Genomic DNA, 23604 nt, shown 5'->3' with positions numbered 1-23604 from the left:
CCGGATCAATCCGAAAAGCGCTGTGGCGCTTCAGTCGATGCTCATACGTCAGGCGCCGGTGATCATCTTCCCGGCCTTGGATATCCACGACCCGGCATTCTCGCGCGGTGCAAGCCCATTGCTCTGCAAGAGCTTGTAGGAATCCTTGTACCATGGGCTGTCGGGGTAGTTGGTGCCGAGCACGGCGGCGGCGGTTTGTGCCTCCGAGGTCAGACCCATCGCGTAATAGCTTTCGGTCAAGCGGGCGAGCGCCTCCTCGACATGGCGGGTGTTGGAATAGTTCTCGACCACGGTGCGGAAGCGCTTCACGGCAGCGATGTATTCACGCCGCTCAAGATAGTAGCGGCCGATCTGCATTTCCTTGCCGGCCAACTGGTCGTTGGCGAAGCGGATCTTTTCCTTGGCGTCGTCGACATATTCCGATGTTGGCCAGCGCGTGACCAGATCCTGCATCGTCTGGACGGTCTGACGCGCTTCCTTCTGGTCCTGCGTCACGTCCTTGATCTGACGGTAGTAGCTCAAGCCTATGATGTACTGCGCATAGGCAGCGTCATCGGTCGACGGGTAAAGCGTGAGATAGCGCTTGGCCGAGCCGATCGCCTCATCGTAATTGCCCTGGCGATAGTCGGCGAAAGCGCCCATCACCATCGATTTGCGGGCCCATTCCGAATAGGGATGCTGACGGTCGACGGCGTCGAACTTGCGGCTCGCCTCCTGCAGGCGCCCGGCATTGAGATTGGCAAGGCCCTGATTGTAGAGAACATCGGCCGGCTCGGTCTGCTCGACATAGGTCGACAGGTCGATATCTTTCTCCGACGACATGCAGGCCGACAGAAAGAGCGATGGAACAACTACTGAAAGCGCCAGGAAAACAGCCCTCTGCGGTGCTTTCAATTGACCAACTCGCTTGAAGAACATGATTGGATCTCGCCCTTTCGGCGCTATTTCAATGCCAGTTGCATGCCATTGTTTCAAAACTGGTCCCCACTTTTGAACGACATGCATTAATCGACGGCAGCAGCCATAAACCATAACCGCCTTGCCCGGCAACGCTATCTCCGGCCAATCGCGCATTTTTGTGGCGGCCGGACGCCGCTTGGACATCAATGCAATTTCACTGGCGGGTGGTGCATTCCTGCAACATTCGCTATCACCCATGGAACCCGAAAAAACCCTGGGAAATCAGATCATCCAGGGTGCGTAGAGTGGCGCATTGACGGCGTTCATCTCGGCGCTGCGGCCACGCTCACGGCGCGTCGTCTCGACGATCTCGAACGCCGTGCGGTCCGAGAGCAGACGGCGCAGGGCCGCGGCATTCATCCTGTGGCCGCCGCGATAGGAGCGGAAGCAGCCGATGAAGCGGGCGCCGGCCAGCGCCAGGTCGCCCATGGCGTCCAGCGTCTTATGTCGCACGAATTCGTTGGGGTAGCGCAGGCCGCCCATATTGATGACGCGGTTGTCGTCGCCGATGACCAGCGAGTTCTCCAGCGAGGAACCGAGCGCGTAGCCTGCGGCCCACAGCCGCTCGACATCCTTCATGAAGCCAAAGGTGCGGGCGCGCGCGATGTCACGACGGAAAATATCGGCATTGAGGTCGGAGGCAAACAGCTGACGACCGATCGCCGGGCTTTCGAAGTCGATCTCAATCTCGAAACGGGTCCCGTCATAGGGCCGAAACTCCGCCCACGAGGCGCCGTTCTCGATGCGGACCGGCTTGATGACCCTGATATAGCGCCGCTTGACCGAGAGCGTCTCGATACCCGCCTGATCGATGGCTTCGACGAACGCCATGGCGCTGCCATCGAAGATCGGAACCTCGGAACCATCGATCTCGACAGCGACATTATCGATGCCGAGCCCAAACAGCGCCGCCATGATGTGCTCGACCGTGGCGATATGCTCGCCGGCGGGATCACCAAGCATGGTGCACAGGTCGGTAGCGCCGACTTCCGAAACCAGGGCACGAAACTCGCGGCCCTGCTCCGCACCGTTGAAAAGCTGGAAAACGATGCCGGTGTCGGCATCCGCGGGCACGAAGCTGATGGACACTTCCTTGCCGCTGTGGACGCCGGTGCCGGTAAGCGACGCGCGCGTCTTCAATGTCGTCTGATAGTCGTGCAAGACAATCCCCATAAGCCCGTAATGCCTAGGTCCGCTTCTCCAGCCCGAGGGCGCGGCTCTTGTGTGAATCGGCTGGCAGGGTGACTTCCCCCGAAATCCCGGCAAACCGATGATGGTAGGCAGCGAAGATAATGTCCCGTCAGGGAGACTCCAAATCACGGTTTCTTACTCTGTGTAACCGCAAAATGGAACGAGTGCGACTTGGTAAGTCGTTGAAATCACATCATTTAAAACATTAACAGGCAAGCGATTCCTCGCTTGCCTGTTAACAAATGTTACAGTCCGTTTACCAATCAGTTGGCCTGGCGGCGCAGGAACGCCGGAATCTCCAGCTGATCGTCTTCCTGAGTCGTCCTCACCTGCGGCGTCAGGCGGCCCTGATCGTCGAGCTGGCCGCGGCGCGGCGCATAGAGCTGCGCATCCTGGCTGGCGAGACGGCGCACTTCGGGCGCGGCCTGGCGCAGCTTGGGCTCGCGCGGCTGCGCCGGCTGCAGCCGTGCGGGTTCTTCCTCGCGGCGGGTCAGGCCATTGGTCAGGCGCTTCAGCAGGCCCATCGGTCCGCTGTTGTTCTCGTGGTCGACCGGGCGGCTCTTGGCATCCACCTCGGCCTTGACGACCGGCGGAAAGTCCTCGACGCGCGGCATGCGCTGCGGCGCCATGGCAACCGGCTGCGGCGCCTCGCGCTGCAGCATCTCGCGCGGCTGCGGGGCCGGCTGCATCTGCTGGACCACCGGCTGCGGCATCGGCTGGGCGGGCGGCGCCTGGAAGATCTTGCTCTGCGGGCGGAAATCTTCAGCGTGGGCGACCGGGGCCGGGCGCGCCTGCGCCATGGCCGCGGCATTGGCTTCGGCCAGATGGATGGCTTCCGCGACCGGGTCGATAGCGCGTGGCTCGTATGCCGCCTGCTGGACAGGCGCCGGACGAACCTCCGCGATCTGAGCCGCCGGGCGGCTGGCCGGCTTCGGAGGCGCCGTGCGGATCGAGATCGGCGCGGCGGCGATTTCAGCCGCCGACTTGTCGATGCCGGTGGCAACCACCGAGACGCGGATGACGCCTTCGAGTTCCTCGTCGAAAGTGGCGCCCAGGATGATGTTGGCGTCCTGGTCGACTTCCTCGCGGATACGGGTCGCGGCTTCGTCGACTTCGAACAGCGTCAGGTCGCGGCCGCCGGTGATCGAGATCAGCAGGCCCTTGGCGCCCTTCATCGATGTCTCGTCGAGCAGCGGGTTGGCGATCGCCGCTTCGGCGGCGGCCATCGCGCGGCCCTCGCCGGAAGCCTCGCCGGTGCCCATCATCGCCTTGCCCATCTCGCGCATGACGGAACGGACGTCGGCGAAGTCGAGATTGATCAGGCCTTCCTTGACCATCAGGTCGGTGATGCAGGCGACACCGGAATAGAGCACCTGGTCGGCCATGGCGAAGGCATCGGCGAAGGTGGTCTTGTCATTGGCCAGCCGGAACAGGTTCTGGTTGGGGATGACGATCAGCGTATCGACGCATTTCTGCAATTCCTCGATGCCGAAATCCGCTGTCTTCATGCGGCGCTGGCCTTCGAAGTGGAACGGCTTGGTGACGACGCCGACCGTGAGGATGCCCTTTTCGCGCGCTGCGCGGGCAACGACCGGAGCAGCACCCGTACCGGTGCCGCCGCCCATGCCGGCGGTGACGAAGCACATATGGGTGTTGGTCAGGTGATCGAGGATTTCATCGATGCACTCTTCCGCCGCCGCACGGCCGACTTCCGGCTGCGAGCCGGCGCCAAGGCCCTCGGTGACATGCGCGCCGAGCTGGATCAGGCGGCCGGCCTTCGACATGGTCAGCGCCTGCGCGTCGGTATTGGCCACCACGAACTCGACACCGCGCAGACCGGCGGTGATCATGTTGTTGACGGCATTGCCGCCGCCGCCGCCGACACCGAACACGGTGATGCGCGGCTTAAGCTCGGTGATGTCCGGCTTCTGCAGATTGATGGTCATTGTCTCCGTCCTTTGCCTTTCACGCCGCTTCGCCGCCGCGGCCGCCTATGGGGCTGTCCCCGTCAATTTAGAAACTGTCTCTCAACCACTGACTCATGCGATGCAGTTTTCCGCCCGTTCCGGTCATTTTGAGACCGGAAATTCCTTTCGCCGGATGGCTCTCGAAGCTCGCCATCTGCGGATAGATCAGAAGGCCCACCGCAGCCGAGAAGGCCGGCCCCTTCGCCGCTTCCGGCAGGCCGGCCACGCCGAGCGGACGGCCGATGCGTACATTGCGTCCCAGGATGCGGCGCGCCGCCTCCGGCAGGCCGGCAAGCTGGCTGGCGCCGCCGGTAAGAACCACACGCTTGCCCACTGCATTGCCATAGCCGGACTTGTTCAGCCGGTCGCGCAGCAGTTCGAGCGTCTCGTCGATGCGGGCACGCACAATGCGCGTCATCACCGAGCGCGGGATCTGCAAGGGCACGTCGCCATCGTCGCCGATCGGCTGGATCGAGACCAGGTCGCGGTCGTCTGCGCTGCCCGGCAGCGCCGAACCATGCATCACCTTCAGCCGTTCGGCGGCATCGAGCGAGGTCGACAGCCCCTTGGCCATGTCCATCGTGACGTGGTTGCCGCCGATGGCGATGGCGTCGCCATGGACGAACTTGCCTTCCGAAAACACCGAGATTGTCGTCGTGCCGCCGCCCATGTCGATGCAGGCCGCGCCCATTTCCAGCTCGTCGTCGACCAAGGCCGCCAGGCCGCTGGCATAGGGCGTCGCCACCATGCGCTCGACCGACAGATGCGAACGGTTGATGGAAAGCTCCAGATTGCGCATCGGCGCGGCGTCGCCGGTCAGCACATGCATGTCGACGCCGAGTGCGTCGCCGACCATGCCGCGCGGATCGCGCACGCCGCGTTCGGCATCCAGCGAGAAACCGACGGGAAGCGAATGGATCACCTCGCGCTCGGCCTTCAGCGCCTGCTTGGCGCCGGCACCGAGAACGCGCTTGATGTCGGCCTCGTCGGCCTCGTGGCCGCCAAGATTGATGGTGGCGGAGAAGGCTTCGCTCTTCAGCCGGCCGGCGGTCATGTTGACGATGAGAGAATCGACCGTCAGCCCGGCCATGCGCTCGGCCGCGTCGACGGAAAGGCGGATGGCATGTTCCGCCCTATCGAGGTCAACCACGACACCCGACTTCACGCCTTGCGACTTCTGATGGCCGATGCCGATCACCTGGATCCGGTGCGAGCGGCCGCGCAGCAGCTTGCCGTCATCGCATGGCTTCAGCTTGGCCACCATGCAGCAGACCTTGCTCGAACCGACATCCAGCACCGTCAGGGTGCCGGACCGGCGCGACGCGGCATCGCCAGGACCGCCAAGCCAGCTCATATCTTCGTCTCCGGCTTGCGCTTCAGGCTCTTGGGTTTCTCGTTGAGGGCGGCTTCGCGCTGCGTCGCCGCTTCCGCCGTCAACTGCACGACCAGCCGGTCCGTCAGGCGCATGTCGACGGCGGCGATGTCGCGCGACAGCAAGCCATTGTCATGATCCATCTTGACGAGTTCGGCGAGCGCCTGTTCCTCGTCATCCTCGGGAAGCTTGATGGTGATGCCGTTGTCCAGCTTCAGGTCCCAGCGCCGTTCGCCAACACGGATATAACCTTTGATCCGGCTCGCGAGCTCGGGATATTTCTCGACCTTGGCCAGGAAATCGGGCGCGCTCGCCGGCGCGCCGGTGCCGATCAGCAGCGGCAGGAGCGCCTGCTTGCCGCCTGAGAACGGCGCGATCATGGCGCCATTCCTCTCGATGACCGAAAGCGCGTCACCCTGCTGCCAGAGCGCGAAAGCCTCACGCTCCTCGACGCGCACTTCCAGAGTATGCGGGTAGACCTTGCGGACGGCCGCAACCTCGATCCACGGCAATGTCGCAATTCGTTCCCGCGCGGCCTCGGCATTAAAGCCGATCAGCGACGTCCAACCGTCGAGTTCAAGCCTGTCGAGTATGTCGATTTCCGAGGTCTGGCGATTGCCGACCACCTTGACCTGATCGACGGCAAAGCCGGTACGGGCGGTGATGCTCTGCACGATACCCTCGACATGACCGCCGAGATAGGCGCCATAGGCACTGCTCGAGAAAATCAGCACGGCCGACATCATGGCCGCGGAAAAGCGCGGCGCCTGGAATTCCCCGACGCCCAGGCGCGCCAGAATGCGCACCGGGCGGCGCAGCATCCGCGGCAGCACGAAATGGCCCGACGACAATGGCAGGCCGAACAGCGCCGGCCCCGCCGCGCCCCTCTCCCAACCCTGTCTCCATTTCAACGCAGGCACGAAGCGTCCTCCACCATCCAACTCAACAAATCGCCAAACGAGTGCCCGGCCTGGGCGGCGATTTCAGGCACCAAGGACGTCGGCGTCATACCCGGCTGGGTGTTGACCTCGAGCCAGACAATCTCGCCGTTTTCGGAATGACGATCGTCATAACGGAAGTCCGAACGGGAAACGCCGCGACAGCCGATCGCTTGGTGAGCCTTGAGCGCCAGTGTTTGTATTTTTTGGTAAATATTCGGTGAAACTTTTGCGGGGCATTCGTGCTTTGATCCCCCGGCGACATATTTTGAATCATAGTCGTAGAAGGAATGGCCGGTCGGGATGATCTCGCAGACCCCCAGCGCCACATCGCCCATCACCGCGCAGGTCAGCTCCCTGCCGTGGATGTAGCGCTCGACCATGACGGTATCGCCATATTTCCACTCGGACGAGCCGATCACCTGCGGCGGATGCGACTGGCCTTCATGTACGATGACGACACCGAAGCTCGAACCCTCATTGACCGGCTTGACCACATAGGGCGGCTTCATCGGATGCTTGCTCTGGATGGCGAAGCGGCTGGCGACCTTCGATTCGGCGACCACGATGCCGAACGACTTGGCAACCCGCTTGGCCTGCTCCTTGTTCATGGCCAGAGCCGAGGCGAGCACGCCGGAATGGGTGTAGGGAATGCCGAGATATTCAAGGATGCCCTGAATGGTGCCGTCCTCGCCAAAAGGGCCGTGCAGCGCATTGAAGGCGACATCGGGCTTGAGCTCGGCAAGCACGGAGCCGACATCGCGCCCGACATCGACACGGGTGACCTGGTAGCCTTCCTTCTCGAGTTCATCGGCACAAGCCTTTCCCGACGATAGAGACACGGGCCGCTCGGACGAAAAACCACCCAGCAGGACGGCCACATGCTTGTTTTTCATTCCCCGGCATCCCCTCTCTCACGGCGGACCAAAACCAGATTTTCCGCAACATTGAGTCAGAGTCTCCCGGCAGGTTGCCCCCCAGACGGAAAACGCTGAAAACGCGTCGAACGACTCAAATCAGGAAACGCTTTCGAGCAGAGAATCAGAGAGTTGATTCACTGGCAAGTGCTTACGATTCCGAGAGATTCACTTTCTGAGAAAATGGATGCGAAAAGCGTGTCGTTGAGTCTTTGCGGCAACGGTCGCGGACCGTGTCGGCCGTGTTAAAGTTCATGCATCACATGAACTTCAACACGCGCCACGCTGCGCTTTAAAGAAGCTGTCCCAAAAACTCCTGAACCGCATGTCCCGGCCGGAAATTGCCGATGCGCTTGATTTCCCATTGCAGCCGGATACCGGAATTCTCCAGCACCCGCGTGCGCACCGTCTCGCCGAGATATTCTAGGTCGTAGCCGGTCGCGGTTCCCGTGTTGATCATGAAGTTGCAATGCATCGGCGACATCTGGGCGCCGCCGATCATCAGGCCGCGGCAGCCCGCTCTGTCGATCTCCTTCCAGGCCGACGTGCCTTCCGGATTCTTGAAGGTCGAGCCGCCGGTCTTCTCGCGGATCGGCTGCACGGTCTCGCGATGGTTCTGCACGGCCTCCATCGCCGCCTTGATCGCCGCTCTGTCCTCGGCAAAGCCCTCGAACACGGCCGAGGTGAAGATCAGCCCGGCAGGCGCCGCCGAATGGCGATAGGCGTAACCCATATCGGCATTGCTCAGCGTCTGCACATTGCCCTTGCGGTCGAGCGCTCGCACTTCGACGACCCGCTCGCGCGTCTCCACACCATTGGCGCCGGCATTCATCCGCAGCGCACCGCCGATTGCACCCGGAATGCCGTGGTAGAAATGAAAGCCGCCAATGCCGGCCTCGAGCGCCACCGCTGCGACGCGCTTATCGGGGGTCGCGGCTCCCGCCTTGATCCTGATCGGCGAAATCACCTCGGCCTCGCCGAAGCCCTTGGCCGAAAGGCGGATGACAAAGCCCTCGATGCCGCCGTCGCGGACCAGAAGGTTCGAGCCGACGCCGACGACGGTCAGTGGTATCTCTTCAGGAACGGCTTTGAGGAATGCTGCAAGATCTTCCTCGTCGGTCGGCTGGAACAGCACCTCAGCCAGCCCCCCTGCACGGAACCAGGTGATCTTGTCCATCTCGGCGTTCGGCGTCAGGCGGCCGCGCAGGCCGGCAAGCCGGTCGCCCAGTCTGTCGATCAGGGCCTGGCCGTGCATCATGAGACGGTCCCGCCAAGCTCCTTGGGCAATGCATAGGCCCATTGGGTGATGTTGCCGGCGCCCAGGAAGACGACGAAGTCACCTGATTTTGCCAGATCACGGATGACGGGCGCGATCGCCGCCGGACCCTCGATGTAGCGTGCGTCGCGATGGCCGCCGGCGCGGATGCGCGACACCAGCGCGTCCGAGCTGACGCCGTCGATCGGCTCTTCGCCGGCCGCGTAGACCGGCGCCACCATCACTGTGTCGGCGTCGTTGAAGCAGGTGGAAAACTCGTTGAACAGATCATGCAGCCGGGTGAAGCGATGCGGCTGGGCAATGGCGATGACGCGACCTTGGGCGGCGCTGCGCGCCGCCTTCAGCACCGCCGAGATCTCGACCGGATGGTGGCCGTAATCGTCGAATATTTCGACGCCGTCCCACGAACCGGTATGGGTGAAGCGGCGCTTGACGCCGGCGAAGGACGACAGGCCCTTCTTGATCGCCTCGGCCGACAGGCCGAGCTCATGCGCGACCGCGATCGCTGCCGTCGCGTTGGAGACGTTGTGGCGGCCGGGCATCGGCAGGCGCAGGCCTGCTATGACAGTCTGGCCGCCTGTCTTGCGGTCGCGGATCACCACGTCGAATTCCGAAATGGCACCTGCCATGCGGTGATTGGTAAAGCGCACGTCGGCCTGCGCATTCTCGCCATAGGTGATGACCCGGCGGTCCTCGATGCGGCTGACCAGTGCCTGCACCTCGGGGTGATCGGTGCACATCACGCCAAAACCATAGAACGGCACGTTCTCGACGAACTGGCGGAACGCCTCGCGCACCTTGTCGAAGCTGCCATAGTGATCGAGATGCTCGGGATCGATGTTGGTGACGACCGCGATCTCGGCCGGCAGTTTCAGGAAAGTGCCGTCGCTTTCGTCGGCCTCGACCACCATCCATTCGCCGTCGCCCATGCGGGCATTGGTGCCATAGGCATTGATGATGCCGCCATTGATGACGGTCGGATCGAGCCCGCCGGCATCGAGCAAGGTCGCCACCATCGAGGTCGTCGTTGTCTTGCCATGCGTGCCGCCGATCGCCACCGCCTGGCGAAAGCGCATCAGCTCGGCCAGCATTTCGGCCCGGCGCACGATCGGCAGCAGCTTTTCGCGCGCGGCCTTCAGCTCCGGATTGGATTTCTTGATCGCCGTCGAGACGACCACCACCTCGGCGTCACCGAGATTTTCGGCCCTATGGCCGACGAAGCACTCGATGCCCTTGTCGCGCAGCCGCTGCACATTGGCGCTTTCGGCCTGGTCGGACCCTTGCACCTTGTAGCCGAGATTGTGCAGCACTTCGGCAATGCCGCTCATGCCGATGCCGCCAATGCCGATGAAATGCACAAGGCCGATGGTCTGCGGCATCTTCATGCTTGCGTCCCCTTCCTGAAATCCGAAACGGTTTTTTTGGACGCAATAGCCTCTGTAAGATCAGCGAGCAACCGTGCCGCGTCCGGCCTCCCGGCCGATTTCGCACCCGCCGCCATCACCGTCAGCCGATCGGGGTCTTCCATCAGCTCGCCGATGAGCGCTGCGATGCGTTCGGACGAGAGCGAGGATTGCGGATGCACTTCGCCGCCGCCGGCAGCGGCAAGGGCCGCCGCGTTCGCCGCCTGATCGTGGTCGAGCGCATAGGGGTAAGGCACCAGCAGCGCCGGCCGGCCGATGACGGCGATCTCCGAGACGGTCGAGGCGCCGGAGCGCGAGATCACCAGGTGCGCAGCCGCCATGCGCTGCGCCATGTCGGTGAAGAAGGGCGAGACCTCGACGGCGACGCCAAGCGCGGCATAGGCTGCCTTGACCCGCGCCACGTCATCCGCGCGCGCTTGTTGGGTGATCACCAGCCGCTTGCGCTGTGCGTCGGAAAGCAGCGCGATGGCTCCCGGCACGGCATCGGAAAAGAACTGGGCGCCCTGGCTGCCGCCGAACACCAGCAGGCGGAACGGCTGTTCCCCGGTCGATGCCGCATAATTCATCCTGGCCGCTTCCAGCACGGCCGGCCTGACCGGATTGCCTGTCGTCACCGTCTTCACACCGGCAGCACTGGTGTCCTGCGGCAGGAAGCCGCCGGCGATGGCGTCGACACGGCCGGCCAGCGCCCGGTTGGCGCGCCCCATCACCGCGTTCTGCTCATGGATCAGCGTCGGCACCTTGCGCCGTGTCGCCGCGTAGAGCGGCGGCAAGGTTGGATAGCCGCCGAAGCCGACGACGGCATCCGGCTTGATCCTGCCGATGACGGCGGAAGCCTGGCGCACGCCGCGCCAGATTTTCCAGAAGGCGCCAAGCAGGGCAAAAGGGTTTTTCGAGCCCATCGTCGCCGACTGGATCGGGTGGACGGCGGCGGCCGGAAAATGGCCGGCGAAACGCTCGGCACGGTCGTCGGTTGCCAGATGCACCGACCAGCCGCGCTCGTTCAATTCATGCGCCAGCGCCTCGGCCGGGAAAAGATGCCCACCGGTGCCGCCTGCCGCGAGAAGGATGACGCCTCTGGCCATATCACTCCGCCGGCACGGCGCGTTGCGACAGGCCAAAGCCCATCTGCTTGCGCTTTTCCGGCCGCTTGCGTGTCAGCGCCAGCACCATGCCCATCGAGATGGCGATGGCGATCTGCGAGGAGCCGCCATAGGAGATGAACGGCAGCGTCATGCCCTTGGCCGGCACGAGCTGGAGGTTGACGCACATGTTGATGACCGCCTGCAGGCCGAACACGGTGACGAGACCGCCGACCGCATAGCGGGTGAAATCGTCATGCTCCTTCAGCGCCGTGTTGAGGCCGCGCAGAACGATGAAGGCGAAGATCGACATGATGAAGAAGCACATGATCAGCCCGAACTCTTCGCCCGCGACCGAGAAGACGAAGTCGGCATGGCTGTCGGGAATGACCCGCTTGACGGTGCCCTCGCCCGGTCCGACGCCAAACCAGCCGCCATTGATCAGCGCTTCGCGCCCCATGTCGACCTGGAACGTGTCGCCCTCGCCGGTGAGGAACTTGTCGATGCGCAGGGCAACGTGCGGGAACACCGTATAGGCGGCAAAGACGCCGCCGACGCCGGCCGCGCCGAGCGCGACGATCCACAGCCAGGGCAGCCCGGCCATGAAGAACATGATGCCCCAGGTGCCGGTCGTCAGCATGGTCTGGCCGAGGTCCGGTTGCGCCACCAGCAGCGATACGACCAGCACCAGCAGCAGCATGGCGAACAGATTGCCCGGAATATCGGGCTGGCGCTTGTGCTCGGCGAACAGCCAGGCGCACATGATGACGAAGGCCGGCTTCAGGAATTCCGACGGCTGGATCGACAGGCCGCCAAGCGACACCCAGCGGCGCGCGCCCTTCACCTCGACGCCGATGTAGAGCACCGCCACCATCAGCACCAGCATCAGGCACAGGATGACCAGCGCCATGCGCCGGATCTGCCTGGAATCGAGGAAGGAAACGGCCAGCATCACGCCGAGCGCCGGCACGGTGAAGATGATCTGCCTGGTGGCAAAGTGGAAACTGTCGAGGCCGATGCGTTCGGCCACCGCCGGGCTGGCGGCGAAGGACAAGACGATGCCGAGCCCCATCAGCGACAGGAATGCCGCCAGGAACCAGCGATCGATCGTCCACCACCAGGTCGCAACCGGACTTTTGTCGAGACGGCTCTGCATTATCGTGCCCCTCCGATGGGTTTCACACCCTCGATAGCATTCGCAGCTTGCCTGAAGGCTTCGCCACGGACTTCGAAATTCTTGAACTGGTCGAAGCTGGCGCAGGCCGGCGACAGCAGCACCACCGCCTCGCCGCTGTCGTCCCTGGCCGCATCATGCGCGGCGTGCTCGACCGCGGCGGCCAGCGTGCCTGAGATCTCGTAGGGAACTGCCTCGCCCAGCGTCGCCGAAAAGGCCGGCGCCGCCTCGCCAATCAGATAGGCCTTGGCGATGCGCGGAAAGAAGCCGCGCAACGGCTCGATGCCGCCTTCCTTGGGCAGGCCGCCGGCGATCCAGTAGATGCGCGTAAAGCTGGATAGCGCGGGTGCTGCCGCATCGGCATTGGTCGCCTTGGAATCGTTGATGAACAGCACATGGTCCTTGCGGCCGACCTGCTCCATGCGGTGAGCGAGGCCGGGAAAGCTTTCCAGCCCCGACTGGATTTCGCCAAGCTCCAGTCCGACCTTGAGGCAAGCGGCGACCGCCGCCAGCGCGTTCTGGGCATTGTGCTGGCCGCGCAGCGAGCCGATGCCTTCGAGGAAGGCGACGCGGCTGTAACGGCCGTGCACCGCTTCCATCAGATTGGTGCCATCGGCGAAATAGCCGTCCGTCAGTGGCAGGCGCTTGGAAATGCGGGTGACAGGCCGGCCCGCCCGCTCCAGCCGCTCGGCGATCTGCGCGCACCAGGAATCGTCGATGCCGACGATCGCCGTCTCGCTGCCGGCCACCAGCCGCTCCTTGATCGCGGCGTAGTGCTGCATGGTGCCGTGGCGGTCGAGATGATCGGGCGTCAGGTTAAGCAGGATGCCCGCCGTCGGATTGATCGAGGGCGCGAGGTCGATCTGGTAAGACGAGCATTCGACCACATAGTGCCGATCGGGCTCGGGCGGATCGAGCGTCATCACCGCGCGGCCGATATTGCCGCCCATCTGGGTGTCGCGTCCCGCGGCTTTCAGGATATGCGCGGTCAGCGCGGTCGTCGTCGACTTGCCGTTGGTGCCGGTGATGGCGATGAAGGGCGACGTCGGCGCGCTCAGCATCCGCTCGCGGCAGAAAAGCTCGACGTCGCCGATGATCTCGACGCCTGAACCGCGCGCCAGCTCCACCGCCCAATGCGGCTTGGGATGCGTCAGCGGGACGCCCGGCGACAGCACGAAAGCCGAGAATTTCGCCCAGTCGGCGCCGCGCAAATCAGCGGTCGCGATACCGGCAACGGCGGCCTTGGCAACGCTTTCGGGATTGTCGTCCCAGGCCAGCACGTCCGCGCCGCCCTCGATCAGCGCGCGCGCCGTCGCAATCCCCGAGCCACCGAGCCCGAAGAGGGAAACGCGCTTGCCTGAAAAGGATGCGGCGGGGATCAAAGGGCTTCCTATCTCAGCTTGAGGGTCGACAGGCCGACCAGCGCCAGGATGACGGCGATGATCCAGAAGCGGATCACCACCTGGCTTTCGGTCCAGCCTAGCTTTTCGAAATGATGGTGGATCGGCGCCATCAGGAACACCCGCTTGCCGGTCATCTTGAAGTAGCCGACCTGGATGATGACTGACAGGATTTCCACGACGAACAATCCGCCGACGATGACCAGCACGATCTCGTGCTTGGTGGCGACCGCGACGGTGCCGATCAGGCCACCCATGGCCAGCGAGCCGGTATCGCCCATGAAGATCGCCGCAGGCGGCGCGTTGAACCAGAGGAAGCCGAGGCCAGCGCCGATGACAGCGCCGAGCACGACCGCCAGTTCACCGGTGCCGGGCACGAAATGGATCTGCAGATATTCGGCGAACACGGCGTTGCCGGAGAGATAGGCGATGACGCCGAAGGAGGCCGCCGCGATCATGATCGGCACGATCGCCAGCCCGTCCAGACCGTCGGTGAGGTTCACAGCATTGCCTGCTCCGACGATGACGAAGCAGGAGAACGGAATGAAGAACCAGCCGAGATTGACGATGAATTCCTTGGCGAAGGGAAACGTCAGCGACGAAGAGAACGGCGCCTGGCCATTGTGCATGATCACCCAGGCGGCGATGCCGGCGATAACGAATTCAAGCGCCAGCCTTGCCTTGCCGGAAAAGCCGAGATGTGACTGTTTCGTCACCTTCAGATAGTCGTCGTAGAAGCCGATCGAGCCGAAGCCCAGCGTCACCAGCAGCACCACCCAGACATAGATGCTCGACAGGTTGGCCCACAAAAGCGACGAGCCGATGATGCCCGACAGGATCATCAGTCCGCCCATGGTCGGCGTGCCGGCCTTCTTGAAATGCGTCTGCGGTCCGTCGGCGCGGATCGGCTGGCCCTTGCCTTGCCGCAGCCGCAGCGAATTGATGATGGTCGGCCCGAAGATGAAGACGATCAGCGCCGACGTGATCAGCGCCCCGCCGGTGCGGAAGGTGATGTAGCGGAAGACATTGAAGACCGAGACCTTGTCCGCAAAATCGACGAGCAGTGTAAACATGCGCTTTTCGTCCCCCGACCTAGGTCTGTTTTCTGGCTGTCGATTCAGCCGGGAATTTGCCCAGCAGCGCATCGACCAGTTTTGCAAAGCCGATGCCCTTCGACGATTTGATCATCACCACGTCGCCCGGCTTGAGCGCGGCAAGCAGCACCGGCTTCAACTCCTCGACACCGGCGCGGTATTCCGTCTTGATCTCAGCCGGCAGCGCTCCTGCCAGCGCCCGCATTTCCGGGCCGCCGAGAAAGACGGTCCGCGTGCCCGTGCCGACGATGAGGTCGGCAAGGGCTGCATGCAGCTTGGCCGAATGGTCGCCAAGTTCGAGCATGTCGCCGAGCACGGCGATGCGGCGGCCCTCGCCCGTCACAGGCGTCGCGTTGAGCAATGCCATGGCAGCAGCCATCGATGCCGGATTGGCGTTGTAGCTTTCGTCGATCAGCGTGATCAGTCCACCTGGGTAGCTCGAAGTCGAGCCACCTGGGTGGCTCGAAGTCGAGCCACCGGGATGGCGCAGCACATGGCGCTTGCCGCGCCCGCGTTCGGCAGAGAGATCGGCCAGTGCTGAAGCCACCTTGTCGAGATCGGCGCCGACCAGATGCGCAGCACCCAGCACCGCCAGCACGTTCTGCACCATATGGCGGCCGGGCGCGCCGATCCGCGCCGCCACTTCGTGGCCGCCGATCCTGGCGATGATGTCGGAATGATCCGCATGCAGTTCGCATTTGGTGAGCTTGAAGGTAGAGCGCGCATTCTCGCCGAAGCCGTAGACGTGCTCGACACCGGCGGCATGGGCCATCTTGTCGAGCAGCTTGAAGCGCGCATCGTCGCGGTTGAGGATGGCGGCCCCCTCGGGCTCCAGCCCTTCGAAAATCTCGGCCTTGGCCTTGGCAATCTCGTCGAGATTGCGGAAAAAGCCGAGATGCGCCGCCGCGATCATGGTGACGATGGCGACATGCGGCCTCACCATTTTTACCAGCGGCCGGATTTCGTCGGGATGGTTCATGCCGATCTCGAATACGGCATAGTCGCAATCATCAGGCATGCGCGCCAAGGTCAGCGGCACGCCCCAGTGATTGTTGAAGGACTGCGCCGAGGCGTGCACCTTGCCGACGGCTTGCAGCACATGGCGCAGCGCTTCCTTGGTCGTGGTCTTGCCGGCCGAACCGGTCACAGCGATGATTTTCGCGCTCGAGCGGGCGCGCGACGCAATTCCAAGCTTTTCCAGTGCGACCAGCACGTCCTCGACGACGATGATCGGCGCCGTCAGCCGGCCGAGCGACGGCAGCTTGCCTTCGGCCACCACCAGCACGCCGGCGCCGGCCTTGATGGCGGCGGTGGCGAAGTCATGGCCGTCCATCGCCTCGCCCTTGATGGCGAAGAAGGCGTCGCCCGGCTGCAGGCTGCGGCTGTCGATCGAAATGCCGGAAATGCCTTCCGGCATCGGCCCCAACGGCCGCCCGTCCATGGCGGCAACCAGCGCCTCGCAGGTCCACAGCAAGCTCATGCGGCACGCTCCGTAAGTGCCGCGCGAACTTCCTCGTGATCGGAGAAATGCAAGGTCTCGGAGCCGATCGTCTGGCCTTCCTCGTGCCCCTTGCCGGCCACGATCAGCGTGTCGCCGGCATGCAGCATGGCAACCGCCTCGTGGATCGCCTGGCGCCGGTCGCCGATCTCGATGGCACCGGGGGCGGCGGCCAAAATAGCGGCGCGGATCGTTTTCGGCACTTCGGAGCGCGGATTGTCGTCGGTGACGATGACGACATCTGCAAGCCGCGTTGCAATCTCGCCCATAATCGGTCGCTTGCCGCGGTCGCGGTCGCCGCCGCAGCCGAACACGACGATGACGCGGCCGGTGGTGAATGGGCGCACCGAGGACAGCACGTTTTCCAGCGCGTCGGGCTTGTGGGCATAATCGACATAGACCGGCGCGCCATTGCCGGTGGTGCCGACGAGGTCGAGCCGGCCCGGGGCGCCCTTCAATTTCTCCAACGCCAACAATGCCTTGGCGACAGGTGTTCCCGTGGAAATGGCAAGACCCGCCGAAACCAGCGCATTCGAAATCTGGAAATCACCGGCCAGCGGCAGGTCGATCTCGTAGAGCACGCCATCGGCCTCGACCTCGGCCCGCTGGCGGTGGCGCTCGTGCTCGACCCGCTTCAGCCTGAGGAAATCGCCATGGCGGCCGACCGTCAGCACTTCGAGCCCGGCGGCCTGTGCCGCCAGGGTCGTCGGGGCCGACCATGGATCGTCGGCGAAGATGACGGCCGGAGCGCCTTTCGGCAGCAGCGCGTCGAACAGACGCAGTTTGGCGCGGTGATAGTCCTCGATGGTCGGATGATAATCCATATGATCGCGGCCGAGATTGGTGAAGCCGCCGGCCGCCAGCTTCACACCGTCCAGACGGCGCTGGTCGAGCCCATGGCTGGAGGCCTCCATCGAAGCGTGGGTAACGCCGGCATCCGCCAATTCCCGCAGCAATTGATGCAGGGCGACCGGATCGGGCGTCGTCAGCGAGCCATAATCGTTGCGCCCAGGCGCCACCACGCCGGTGGTGCCGATCGAAGCGGCGGCATAACCGGACTGCTCCCAGATCTGCCTGGTGAAAGCCGCGACCGAAGTCTTGCCGCTGGTGCCGGTCACCGCGACCATGATCTCAGGCTGCTTGCCGAAATAGCGTGCCGCACTCAGCGCCAGCGCCAGGCGCGGATCGTCGACCGCCAGCACCGGTACAGGGATCCCGGCAATGGTGCTGCCCTTGCCCGCCACGATCGCGGCCGCACCGCGCGCGGCGGCGTCGGCGGCATAAACGGCACCGTCGGCCTTGGTTCCGGCGAGCGCAAAGAAGACAACACCCGCTTTTACCTGGCGGGAATCCGAAGAAATCCCTGTAACCTCCAGATCGACGGAAGCTATTCCCTCGACGGGCAGGATACCGGCTAGATCTCTGAGCTTCATCGAGTTCCGTTCACCGCAACAAAATAGCGCGCTGTTGCCGGCGCGCCCTAAGAATCACTGATAGGAAACCAGCGTTGCACCATTTTCATGGCTGAAATCTGGCTTCACGCCAAGCATGGCAGCTGAACGCCTGATGATATTGCCGGCCATGACCCCCGCATTTGCGGCCGCGACATCCGTCATGCCAGGCTTTTCCGGGTGCGGGGCATCGGCAATGGTAAACACCAGATACTGCGGATCGTCCATCGGGAAGGCGGCGACGAAAGTGTTGAAATTCAAGTCCTTGGAGTAGCGGCCATTGACGACCTTCTCGGCCGTTCCGGTCTTGCCACCAACGCGGTAGCCGGGGACTCTGGCGTTTCGGGCAGAGCCCTTCTCGGCATTGAGCGAATAGAGGTAGCGCATGCCTTCGACGGTCTTTTCGCTCACCACTTTCTTGGCGGTGGCCATCGCTTCCGCCTGCGTGCGCACCAAAAAGGTAGGGTTCATCAGGAAGCCGCCATTCATCAACGCCGCGCAGCCCACAGCCGCTTGCAGCGGCGTCGTCGACACGCCATGGCCGAAGGCGATGGTGAATGAATTGACCTGTTTCCAGACCTTCGGTTCAGTCGGACGGGCAGTCTCCGGCAATTCGGTCTGCATCCTGTCCAGAAGGCCAAGGCGATGCAGGAATTCGCGATGGCCCTCGATGCCGACCATCTCGGCTTCCCTGGCCGATCCGATGTTGGACGAATAGAGGAACACCTCCGGCAACGACAGCACACGGTTCTTGCCGTGGAAATCGTGAATGGCCTGATGGCCGACCCGGATTGGATGCGAAGCATCGAAGCGGCTCGCCATCGTCGCCTTGCCGGAATCGAGCGCCATGGCTGAGGTGAAGCTCTTGAAGGTCGAGCCCATCTCGTAGAGGCCCGCCGACATGCGATTCAGCCGGTCCTTGTCCTGTGCATTGTAGGGATTGTTCGGATCGAAATCCGGCACCGAGGCCATGGCCACCACTTCGCCGGTCTTGACGTTGAGCACGACGGCGCCGGCGCCCATGGCACGATAGCGCTCCAGGCCGGCGGCGATCTCGTCGCGCACCACATGCTGCACGCGCAGATCGATCGAAAGCTTTACCGGCTTGAGATCCTTGGCAATGGCAAGGCCCGATGCCTGCAGGTCGCTCAAGCCTTGCTCGTCGACATATTTCTCCATTCCGGAGATGCCCTGGTTGTCGATGTTGGTGAGGCCGACAATGTAGGACGAGGTCTCGCCGCTCGGATAGAAGCGGCGCTTTTCGGTACGGAAGCCGAAACCGGGAATGCCGAGTTGCATGATGTCGGACTGTTGCTTGGGCGTCAGCTGCCGCTGCAGCCAGACGAAACCGGCGCCGCTCTTCAGCTTGTGGTAGGTCTGCTCATAGTCGATGTCCGGAAGCACCGTCGACAGCTTCTCGATCGCCTCGTCGGCGTCGACAATCCGGCGTGGTTCTGCAAACAGCGACGCCGTCTTGATATCCGTGGCCAGCACTTCGCCGTTGCGGTCGACGATGTCGGGCCGCGATGCCGTCACCCGGCTCTGCGGACCGCCCGACATGTCGGGGGTCTGGAAGCCGAGGTAGACCAGCCGCCCTGATATGGTCGAGAAGATACCGAAGAACACCGCCATGGTCATGACGATGCGCGTCCTGCCCTTGCCGCCGGTCGCCTTGCGGGCGCCCTCGACCACGATCGATCCATCTTCACTCGTCCTGGCGCGACGCTTCAGCAGTTTGCCGATCATTGGGCGATGCCTCCGGTCACGACGGGATCCTTACTGTCCGAAGGCGCTTGGTCGGAATTGTCGGCCATGCCGCCCTGGCGTCCCGACAGGATGTCCTGAATATCAAGGGATTTGGCCGGCAGGTCGCCGATGCCGCCGATCTGGCGGGCGCTGACCGGCTCGAGTTCGAGCTGCGACTTGTAGAGTTCGGCGAGCTTCTGCAGCCGCGACGGCTGGGTAAGCAGGCTCCAGTCGGCCTTGAGCAGGTCGATCGTGTCCTCCTCATAGCGTATCTGCGCATGGATCTTCTGCACCGCGGCCAATTGTTCCTCGGCCTCGCGCTTGGCCTTGTAGGTAAGGGCCGCGACCGCAACCATGACGGCGATCAGGACAATGTCGCTGGTACGAAACACTTAGCTACCTCTCCCCCGGCCGGCCTGTGCCAGGAAGTGTTGGGCCGGGAAGCTTTGGAAGGCCGAAAATCGAAAAATCGCTGCTGCGCGCTGGCGCATCCATGCGGATTGCCGCGCGCAGCCTGGCCGAACGGGCGCGCGGATTGGCCGCCACCTCGGCGTCGCCGGCAGTCACGCCGCCACCCGCCTTGCGGAACGTCGCGGTGCGGGCATGCGCCTCGGGCAAATGCCGCGAGCCGGTCGCGACATCGGCCCGGTCGGCGATGAAACGCTTGACGATGCGGTCTTCCAGCGAATGGAAGGTGACCACGGCGAGCCGTCCGCCCGGCTTCAGCGCGCGTTCGGCCGCGAACAGGGCCTTGGCCAGTTCACCAAGCTCGTCATTGACGAAGATGCGCAGCGCCTGGAAGACGCGCGTCGCCGGATGGATCTTGTCCTTCGGCGCACGGCCGATATGCGTCTCGATGGCGTCGGCCAGTTCCAGCGTGCGCTCGAACGGGCGCTTTTCGCGGCGAGCCTCGATCATGCGGGCGATGCGCCCGGCATGACGCTCCTCGCCGAGGAAGCCGAAGATGCGGGCAAGATCGCCCGGCTTGAAGGAATTGACGACGTCGGCGGCGCTGAGGCCCGATTGCGCCATGCGCATGTCGAGTGGCCCGTCGGCGCGGAACGAAAACCCGCGCTCCGCCTGGTCGAGCTGCATCGAGGACACACCGATGTCGAGCACGATCCCGTCGGCGCTCTCGACATGTTCGTCCAGCGTCGAGAACGGCGCCTGCACCAGCCGCAGCCGGCCGCCCGACTGCACTTCCAGATCGCGCCCGGCCGCAATGGCATCCGGATCGCGGTCGATCGCCACCACGGAAGCGCCCGTCGCCAGAATGGCCCTGGTGTAGCCGCCGGCGCCGAACGTGCCGTCGATGATGAGGTCGCCCTGCGCCGGCGCCAACGCTTCGAGCACCTCGGCAAGGAGGACCGGAATGTGGCGAGCCGATCCGCCAACGGCGTGCCCATCTACGGCGCGAGGAAGGTCATCGCCGTGGCCTGCCGTCATTCCGGTCGCTCCCCAGGCTTCGTCCCCTGCCGAAGCTGCAAAAGCCGTGCCCGCGCCTGCGCCCCATAGGCGGCAAGCCGTCCCGGCTCCCAGATCTGAAAGAAATTGCCGCGCCCGACAAAGGCCACTTCCGCCGAAATGCCGGTGTGTTCGCGAAGGAAATCGCTCATCGTGATGCGGCCGTCCTGGTCGAGTTTCAAGAAGGTTCCGTCGCCATGGCAGAAGAACGACATGTCGTCCGCCGTCTGCAGGAAGGGATCCTCGAGCGCGATGCGCTGCTCGTAGCGGTCGAGCAGATCGAGCCCGCCGACATCCATCGCCGGCAGATCCAGGCAGCGCAGCGCATAAAGTTCCGAATAGCCGCGCTTCTGCACGACCGCACGGAAATGCGCGGGAACGGACACCCGTCCCTTCGCATCGATCCTGCTCACCGTGTTTGACAGAAACCGGTCCATTAAACGCTACAGCCGCTTGCGCCGCCGCACCCCTCTCCATCTTGTGGCCCGCGCCGCCGCGGCGCGTTCCCTGCCCCGTATCAGCCTCGTCCGCACGGGCAAAAACCGGCAAACGCGCAGCCGCCGCGGCTGCCCGATTGGCGTACGCTTTACCCTGACACGGAACGAAGGCTTTGATGTCTAGATGGGATATCATGGGGCACTATGGGCGTCAACGGGATTAGGCTTCACAAACACGCGCGCCGCGACCAATGAGAGCAGCCTCGCCGACACGTCTCGTCTTTATGGTCTATTAAGCCTAACGAACCGTTTAGAGCCGCCTGGCCCAACCGGACGCGCCTTGCCGAGCGCCGCTGCCGGGCATAGCGTCTCGCCACATCTCGTCGGTCGCAAACAGGGTTGGAATTCGATGTCCGAAACTGCAAAGTCACGCGCTGCAGCGCTTCCTCACCTGCGTCGCAGCGGGCTTGCCATGGGCGATTCCATTCCCCTGCCACTGACCATGGCCGCCATCTTTCATGCGCCCGGCGACGCCACCGGTTTCAACCAGTACGGGCGATTCAGCAACCCGACCTGGGACGCGGTCGAACATATGCTGGCCCATCTGGAGGACGCGCCTTGCGTCGCCTTCCCTTCAGGAATGGCGGCAATCTCGGCGGCGTTTTTTGCCGTGCTCAAGACTGGCGACCGTATCCTGCTGCCATCGGACGGCTACCACACGACAAGAGCGCTGGCCGATCGCTTCCTCAAGCCGCTCGGCATCGCCTACGATGTCAGGCCTACCTCGACCTTCCTCGACGGCGGCTTCGATGGCTATCGCCTCGCCTTTGTCGAAACCCCTGCCAATCCGGGGTTGGATATCTGCGATATCGCCGCCGTTGCCGATGCTGTTCACAAAGCCGGCGCGATCCTTGTGGTCGACAACACGACCATGACACCCTTCGGCCAGCGGCCGCTCGACTATGGCGCCGATATCGTCGTTGCCGCCGACACCAAGGCACCCAACGGCCATTCAGATGTGCTGTTCGGCCATGTCGCCAGCCGCAATGCCGAGATCATCGCCGCCGTGACCGGCTGGCGCGAAGTTTCCGGCAGCATTCCCGGACCATTCGAAGCCTGGCTGGTGCATCGCGGCCTGGAGACACTGGATGTGCGCTTCGATCGCATGTGTTCCTCGGCGGAAGTCATCGCGCGGCGGCTGCAGGGCCACCGGGCAATCAGCGGCCTGCGTTATCCCGGACTGGAAGGCGATCCGTCGCACAACCTTGCCCGTGCCCAGATGGAGCGCTTCGGCTTTCTGATCTCTTTCGAACTCGCCTCGGAGGACAAGGCCGAGGATTTCATCAACAATTGCGCCTTGATGCAGGCCGCGACATCCTTCGGCGGCGTCCACACCTCCGCCGAGCGGCGCTTGAAGCGAGGCGATGCCGTTGCCGCCGGCTTCGTTCGCCTCTCGGTCGGCTGCGAGCCGGTGGAAGAGCTCTGGAAGGCAATCGAGACGTCGCTGGACAAGATCGGCGGCTGACCGGACCGATCACGGGCCGAGATCGTCGGCTTCTATGTTGCGATAGCCGTGCAGTACACGAATGATCTCGATCGCGTCGTCACCTACACGATACAAGGTGAGATAGTCGCCAACGAGCAGATGACGGACGCCGGGCGCGATGTCATCGCGCGGCGGCCGGAGAAGGGATAGGTCTCCAGTTGCTGCCACCGTGCCTCGATGCGATCGAGCAACCTATCCGCTGCGACCTCGCTATCGCGTGCAACATGAAGCCAGATCGCGATCAAATCGTCTTCTGCGCGCGCGTTCCGGACGATGAATAGCGAATTCATGCTGCGTCGTCAGATCGCAAGCGCCTCCGCGCCTCGGCCTTGATTTCATCCATCGACGCAAATCGTCCCGGCCCGCTGTCTATCCCTTCCTGCACCAGCTTGCGCAACTCATCGAGCGTATAGCCGAAGAGATCGCGCCGATCCTTCCATTGCCGCAGCGCATCTCGGATCACTTCGCTGGCGGAGGCATATTCGCCGGCGGCGACGACATCATCCACCGCCTGCGCCAGTTCCGGCGACAGCGTGATGCTGCGTTTGTCGACCTGTCCCATGAGAAGCTCCCGGTACCATTCCCGATCATGGTACGATTTAATCGCACCGGTTTCAAGCAATGGCCGACTCTCGCTCGCACGGATGAACGGCCGGGCAGGCTTGAA

General features: G+C 63.6%; 20 protein-coding genes and 1 pseudogene. 1 reads left to right on the top strand and 20 read right to left on the bottom strand.

What is annotated here, in order from left to right; all coding sequences use genetic code 11:
* Positions 1-48: 48 nt before the first annotated feature.
* The 18 genes from NP945_RS16910 to mraZ form a co-directional block, all read right to left on the bottom strand.
* Entirely contained in the window at positions 49-918 is an 870-nt protein-coding gene (locus tag NP945_RS16910; RefSeq protein ID WP_127328879.1) for an outer membrane protein assembly factor BamD, read from the bottom strand.
* 264 nt (positions 919-1182) lie between these two features.
* Entirely contained in the window at positions 1183-2133 is a 951-nt protein-coding gene (gene lpxC, locus NP945_RS16905) for a UDP-3-O-acyl-N-acetylglucosamine deacetylase (protein ID WP_023813134.1), read from the bottom strand.
* A 281-nt stretch (positions 2134-2414) separates the two neighbouring features.
* Positions 2415-4097 carry a cell division protein FtsZ gene (gene ftsZ, locus NP945_RS16900; RefSeq protein ID WP_127273569.1) on the bottom strand — a complete coding sequence of 561 codons (1683 nt, stop codon included), beginning with the start codon at positions 4095-4097 and terminating at the stop codon, positions 2415-2417.
* A gap of 67 nt (positions 4098-4164) precedes the next feature.
* Positions 4165-5472 carry a cell division protein FtsA gene (gene ftsA / locus NP945_RS16895; protein ID WP_027034934.1) on the bottom strand — a complete coding sequence of 436 codons (1308 nt, stop codon included), beginning with the start codon at positions 5470-5472 and terminating at the stop codon, positions 4165-4167.
* The gene (locus NP945_RS16890; protein ID WP_256746986.1) at positions 5469-6410 is read right to left on the bottom strand and encodes a cell division protein FtsQ/DivIB; all 942 of its coding nucleotides are present in this window, start codon (positions 6408-6410) and stop codon (positions 5469-5471) included. Before NP945_RS16890 ends, ftsA begins: the two co-directional genes overlap by 4 nt.
* Positions 6398-7324 carry a D-alanine--D-alanine ligase gene (locus NP945_RS16885; protein WP_256746985.1) on the bottom strand — a complete coding sequence of 309 codons (927 nt, stop codon included), beginning with the start codon at positions 7322-7324 and terminating at the stop codon, positions 6398-6400. The genes NP945_RS16890 and NP945_RS16885 overlap by 13 nt, the downstream gene beginning before the upstream one ends.
* Before the next feature lie 313 nt (positions 7325-7637).
* On the bottom strand, positions 7638-8603 hold the full coding sequence (gene murB / locus NP945_RS16880; protein ID WP_256746984.1) for a UDP-N-acetylmuramate dehydrogenase: 966 nt from the start codon (positions 8601-8603) through the stop codon (positions 7638-7640).
* Positions 8600-10006, bottom strand: a complete 1407-nt coding sequence (gene murC / locus NP945_RS16875) for a UDP-N-acetylmuramate--L-alanine ligase (protein WP_256746983.1) — start codon at positions 10004-10006, stop codon at positions 8600-8602. Before murC ends, murB begins: the two co-directional genes overlap by 4 nt.
* The gene (gene murG, locus NP945_RS16870; protein ID WP_128308279.1) at positions 10003-11130 is read right to left on the bottom strand and encodes an undecaprenyldiphospho-muramoylpentapeptide beta-N-acetylglucosaminyltransferase; all 1128 of its coding nucleotides are present in this window, start codon (positions 11128-11130) and stop codon (positions 10003-10005) included. The genes murC and murG overlap by 4 nt, the downstream gene beginning before the upstream one ends.
* Before the next feature lies 1 nt (position 11131).
* A complete protein-coding gene (ftsW, locus tag NP945_RS16865) occupies positions 11132-12283 on the bottom strand; it encodes a putative lipid II flippase FtsW (protein ID WP_256746982.1) in 1152 nt (383 codons plus the stop codon).
* Positions 12283-13683: a UDP-N-acetylmuramoyl-L-alanine--D-glutamate ligase gene (gene murD, locus NP945_RS16860; protein WP_256746981.1), complete on the bottom strand. Its 1401-nt coding sequence runs from the start codon at positions 13681-13683 to the stop codon at positions 12283-12285. Before murD ends, ftsW begins: the two co-directional genes overlap by 1 nt.
* A gap of 8 nt (positions 13684-13691) precedes the next feature.
* Positions 13692-14774 carry a phospho-N-acetylmuramoyl-pentapeptide-transferase gene (gene mraY, locus NP945_RS16855; RefSeq protein WP_013530954.1) on the bottom strand — a complete coding sequence of 361 codons (1083 nt, stop codon included), beginning with the start codon at positions 14772-14774 and terminating at the stop codon, positions 13692-13694.
* A 19-nt stretch (positions 14775-14793) separates the two neighbouring features.
* Positions 14794-16275: a UDP-N-acetylmuramoylalanyl-D-glutamyl-2,6-diaminopimelate--D-alanyl-D-alanine ligase gene (locus tag NP945_RS16850; protein WP_256746980.1), complete on the bottom strand. Its 1482-nt coding sequence runs from the start codon at positions 16273-16275 to the stop codon at positions 14794-14796.
* Positions 16272-17726, bottom strand: a complete 1455-nt coding sequence (locus NP945_RS16845) for a UDP-N-acetylmuramoyl-L-alanyl-D-glutamate--2,6-diaminopimelate ligase (protein WP_256746979.1) — start codon at positions 17724-17726, stop codon at positions 16272-16274. The genes NP945_RS16850 and NP945_RS16845 overlap by 4 nt, the downstream gene beginning before the upstream one ends.
* A gap of 54 nt (positions 17727-17780) precedes the next feature.
* Entirely contained in the window at positions 17781-19490 is a 1710-nt protein-coding gene (locus NP945_RS16840) for a penicillin-binding protein 2 (RefSeq protein ID WP_027034944.1), read from the bottom strand.
* Positions 19487-19882 (bottom strand): hypothetical protein, encoded by a 396-nt coding sequence (locus NP945_RS16835; protein ID WP_127271473.1) that lies wholly within the window; start codon positions 19880-19882, stop codon positions 19487-19489. The genes NP945_RS16840 and NP945_RS16835 overlap by 4 nt, the downstream gene beginning before the upstream one ends.
* Before the next feature lie 4 nt (positions 19883-19886).
* Positions 19887-20936, bottom strand: a complete 1050-nt coding sequence (gene rsmH / locus NP945_RS16830) for a 16S rRNA (cytosine(1402)-N(4))-methyltransferase RsmH (protein ID WP_256746978.1) — start codon at positions 20934-20936, stop codon at positions 19887-19889.
* Complete coding sequence (mraZ, locus tag NP945_RS16825; protein WP_013530948.1) at positions 20933-21391, bottom strand: division/cell wall cluster transcriptional repressor MraZ; 459 nt, start codon at positions 21389-21391, stop codon at positions 20933-20935. The genes rsmH and mraZ overlap by 4 nt, the downstream gene beginning before the upstream one ends.
* 409 nt (positions 21392-21800) lie before the next feature.
* On the opposite strand from mraZ, the gene NP945_RS16820 reads away from it, so the two are divergent.
* A complete protein-coding gene (locus NP945_RS16820) occupies positions 21801-22916 on the top strand; it encodes a cystathionine gamma-lyase (RefSeq protein WP_256746977.1) in 1116 nt (371 codons plus the stop codon).
* Positions 22917-22925: 9 nt separating this feature from the next.
* Here the strand turns inward: NP945_RS16820 and NP945_RS16815 are convergent.
* Together NP945_RS16815 and NP945_RS16810 are read right to left on the bottom strand one after the other, a co-directional pair.
* Positions 22926-23227, bottom strand: a pseudogene (locus NP945_RS16815) (type II toxin-antitoxin system RelE/ParE family toxin).
* The gene (locus NP945_RS16810) at positions 23224-23499 is read right to left on the bottom strand and encodes a type II toxin-antitoxin system ParD family antitoxin (RefSeq protein WP_027034949.1); all 276 of its coding nucleotides are present in this window, start codon (positions 23497-23499) and stop codon (positions 23224-23226) included. Before NP945_RS16810 ends, NP945_RS16815 begins: the two are co-directional and overlap by 4 nt.
* Positions 23500-23604 lie beyond the last annotated feature (105 nt).

Origin of the sequence: Mesorhizobium sp. LMG17149 (genome assembly GCF_024518695.1) — a bacterium.
In the GTDB taxonomy this organism is placed as follows: domain Bacteria; phylum Pseudomonadota; class Alphaproteobacteria; order Rhizobiales; family Rhizobiaceae; genus Mesorhizobium.
This window is presented reverse-complemented; position numbering and strand designations above follow the sequence as displayed.

What these genes read in the sequence shown, in the direction of transcription:
- NP945_RS16910 (WP_127328879.1), bottom strand. Translation starts at nt 918, where the DNA reads ATGTTCTTCAAGCGAGTTGGTCAATTGAAAGCACCGCAGAGGGCTGTT.
- lpxC (WP_023813134.1), bottom strand. Translation starts at nt 2,133, where the DNA reads ATGGGGATTGTCTTGCACGACTATCAGACGACATTGAAGACGCGCGCG.
- ftsZ (WP_127273569.1), bottom strand. Translation starts at nt 4,097, where the DNA reads ATGACCATCAATCTGCAGAAGCCGGACATCACCGAGCTTAAGCCGCGC.
- ftsA (WP_027034934.1), bottom strand. Translation starts at nt 5,472, where the DNA reads ATGAGCTGGCTTGGCGGTCCTGGCGATGCCGCGTCGCGCCGGTCCGGC.
- NP945_RS16885 (WP_256746985.1), bottom strand. Translation starts at nt 7,324, where the DNA reads ATGAAAAACAAGCATGTGGCCGTCCTGCTGGGTGGTTTTTCGTCCGAG.
- murB (WP_256746984.1), bottom strand. Translation starts at nt 8,603, where the DNA reads ATGATGCACGGCCAGGCCCTGATCGACAGACTGGGCGACCGGCTTGCC.
- murC (WP_256746983.1), bottom strand. Translation starts at nt 10,006, where the DNA reads ATGAAGATGCCGCAGACCATCGGCCTTGTGCATTTCATCGGCATTGGC.
- murG (WP_128308279.1), bottom strand. Translation starts at nt 11,130, where the DNA reads ATGGCCAGAGGCGTCATCCTTCTCGCGGCAGGCGGCACCGGTGGGCAT.
- ftsW (WP_256746982.1), bottom strand. Translation starts at nt 12,283, where the DNA reads ATGCAGAGCCGTCTCGACAAAAGTCCGGTTGCGACCTGGTGGTGGACG.
- mraY (WP_013530954.1), bottom strand. Translation starts at nt 14,774, where the DNA reads ATGTTTACACTGCTCGTCGATTTTGCGGACAAGGTCTCGGTCTTCAAT.
- NP945_RS16850 (WP_256746980.1), bottom strand. Translation starts at nt 16,275, where the DNA reads ATGAGCTTGCTGTGGACCTGCGAGGCGCTGGTTGCCGCCATGGACGGG.
- NP945_RS16845 (WP_256746979.1), bottom strand. Translation starts at nt 17,726, where the DNA reads ATGAAGCTCAGAGATCTAGCCGGTATCCTGCCCGTCGAGGGAATAGCT.
- NP945_RS16840 (WP_027034944.1), bottom strand. Translation starts at nt 19,490, where the DNA reads ATGATCGGCAAACTGCTGAAGCGTCGCGCCAGGACGAGTGAAGATGGA.
- rsmH (WP_256746978.1), bottom strand. Translation starts at nt 20,936, where the DNA reads ATGACGGCAGGCCACGGCGATGACCTTCCTCGCGCCGTAGATGGGCAC.
- mraZ (WP_013530948.1), bottom strand. Translation starts at nt 21,391, where the DNA reads ATGGACCGGTTTCTGTCAAACACGGTGAGCAGGATCGATGCGAAGGGA.
- NP945_RS16820 (WP_256746977.1), top strand. Translation starts at nt 21,801, where the DNA reads ATGTCCGAAACTGCAAAGTCACGCGCTGCAGCGCTTCCTCACCTGCGT.
- NP945_RS16810 (WP_027034949.1), bottom strand. Translation starts at nt 23,499, where the DNA reads ATGGGACAGGTCGACAAACGCAGCATCACGCTGTCGCCGGAACTGGCG.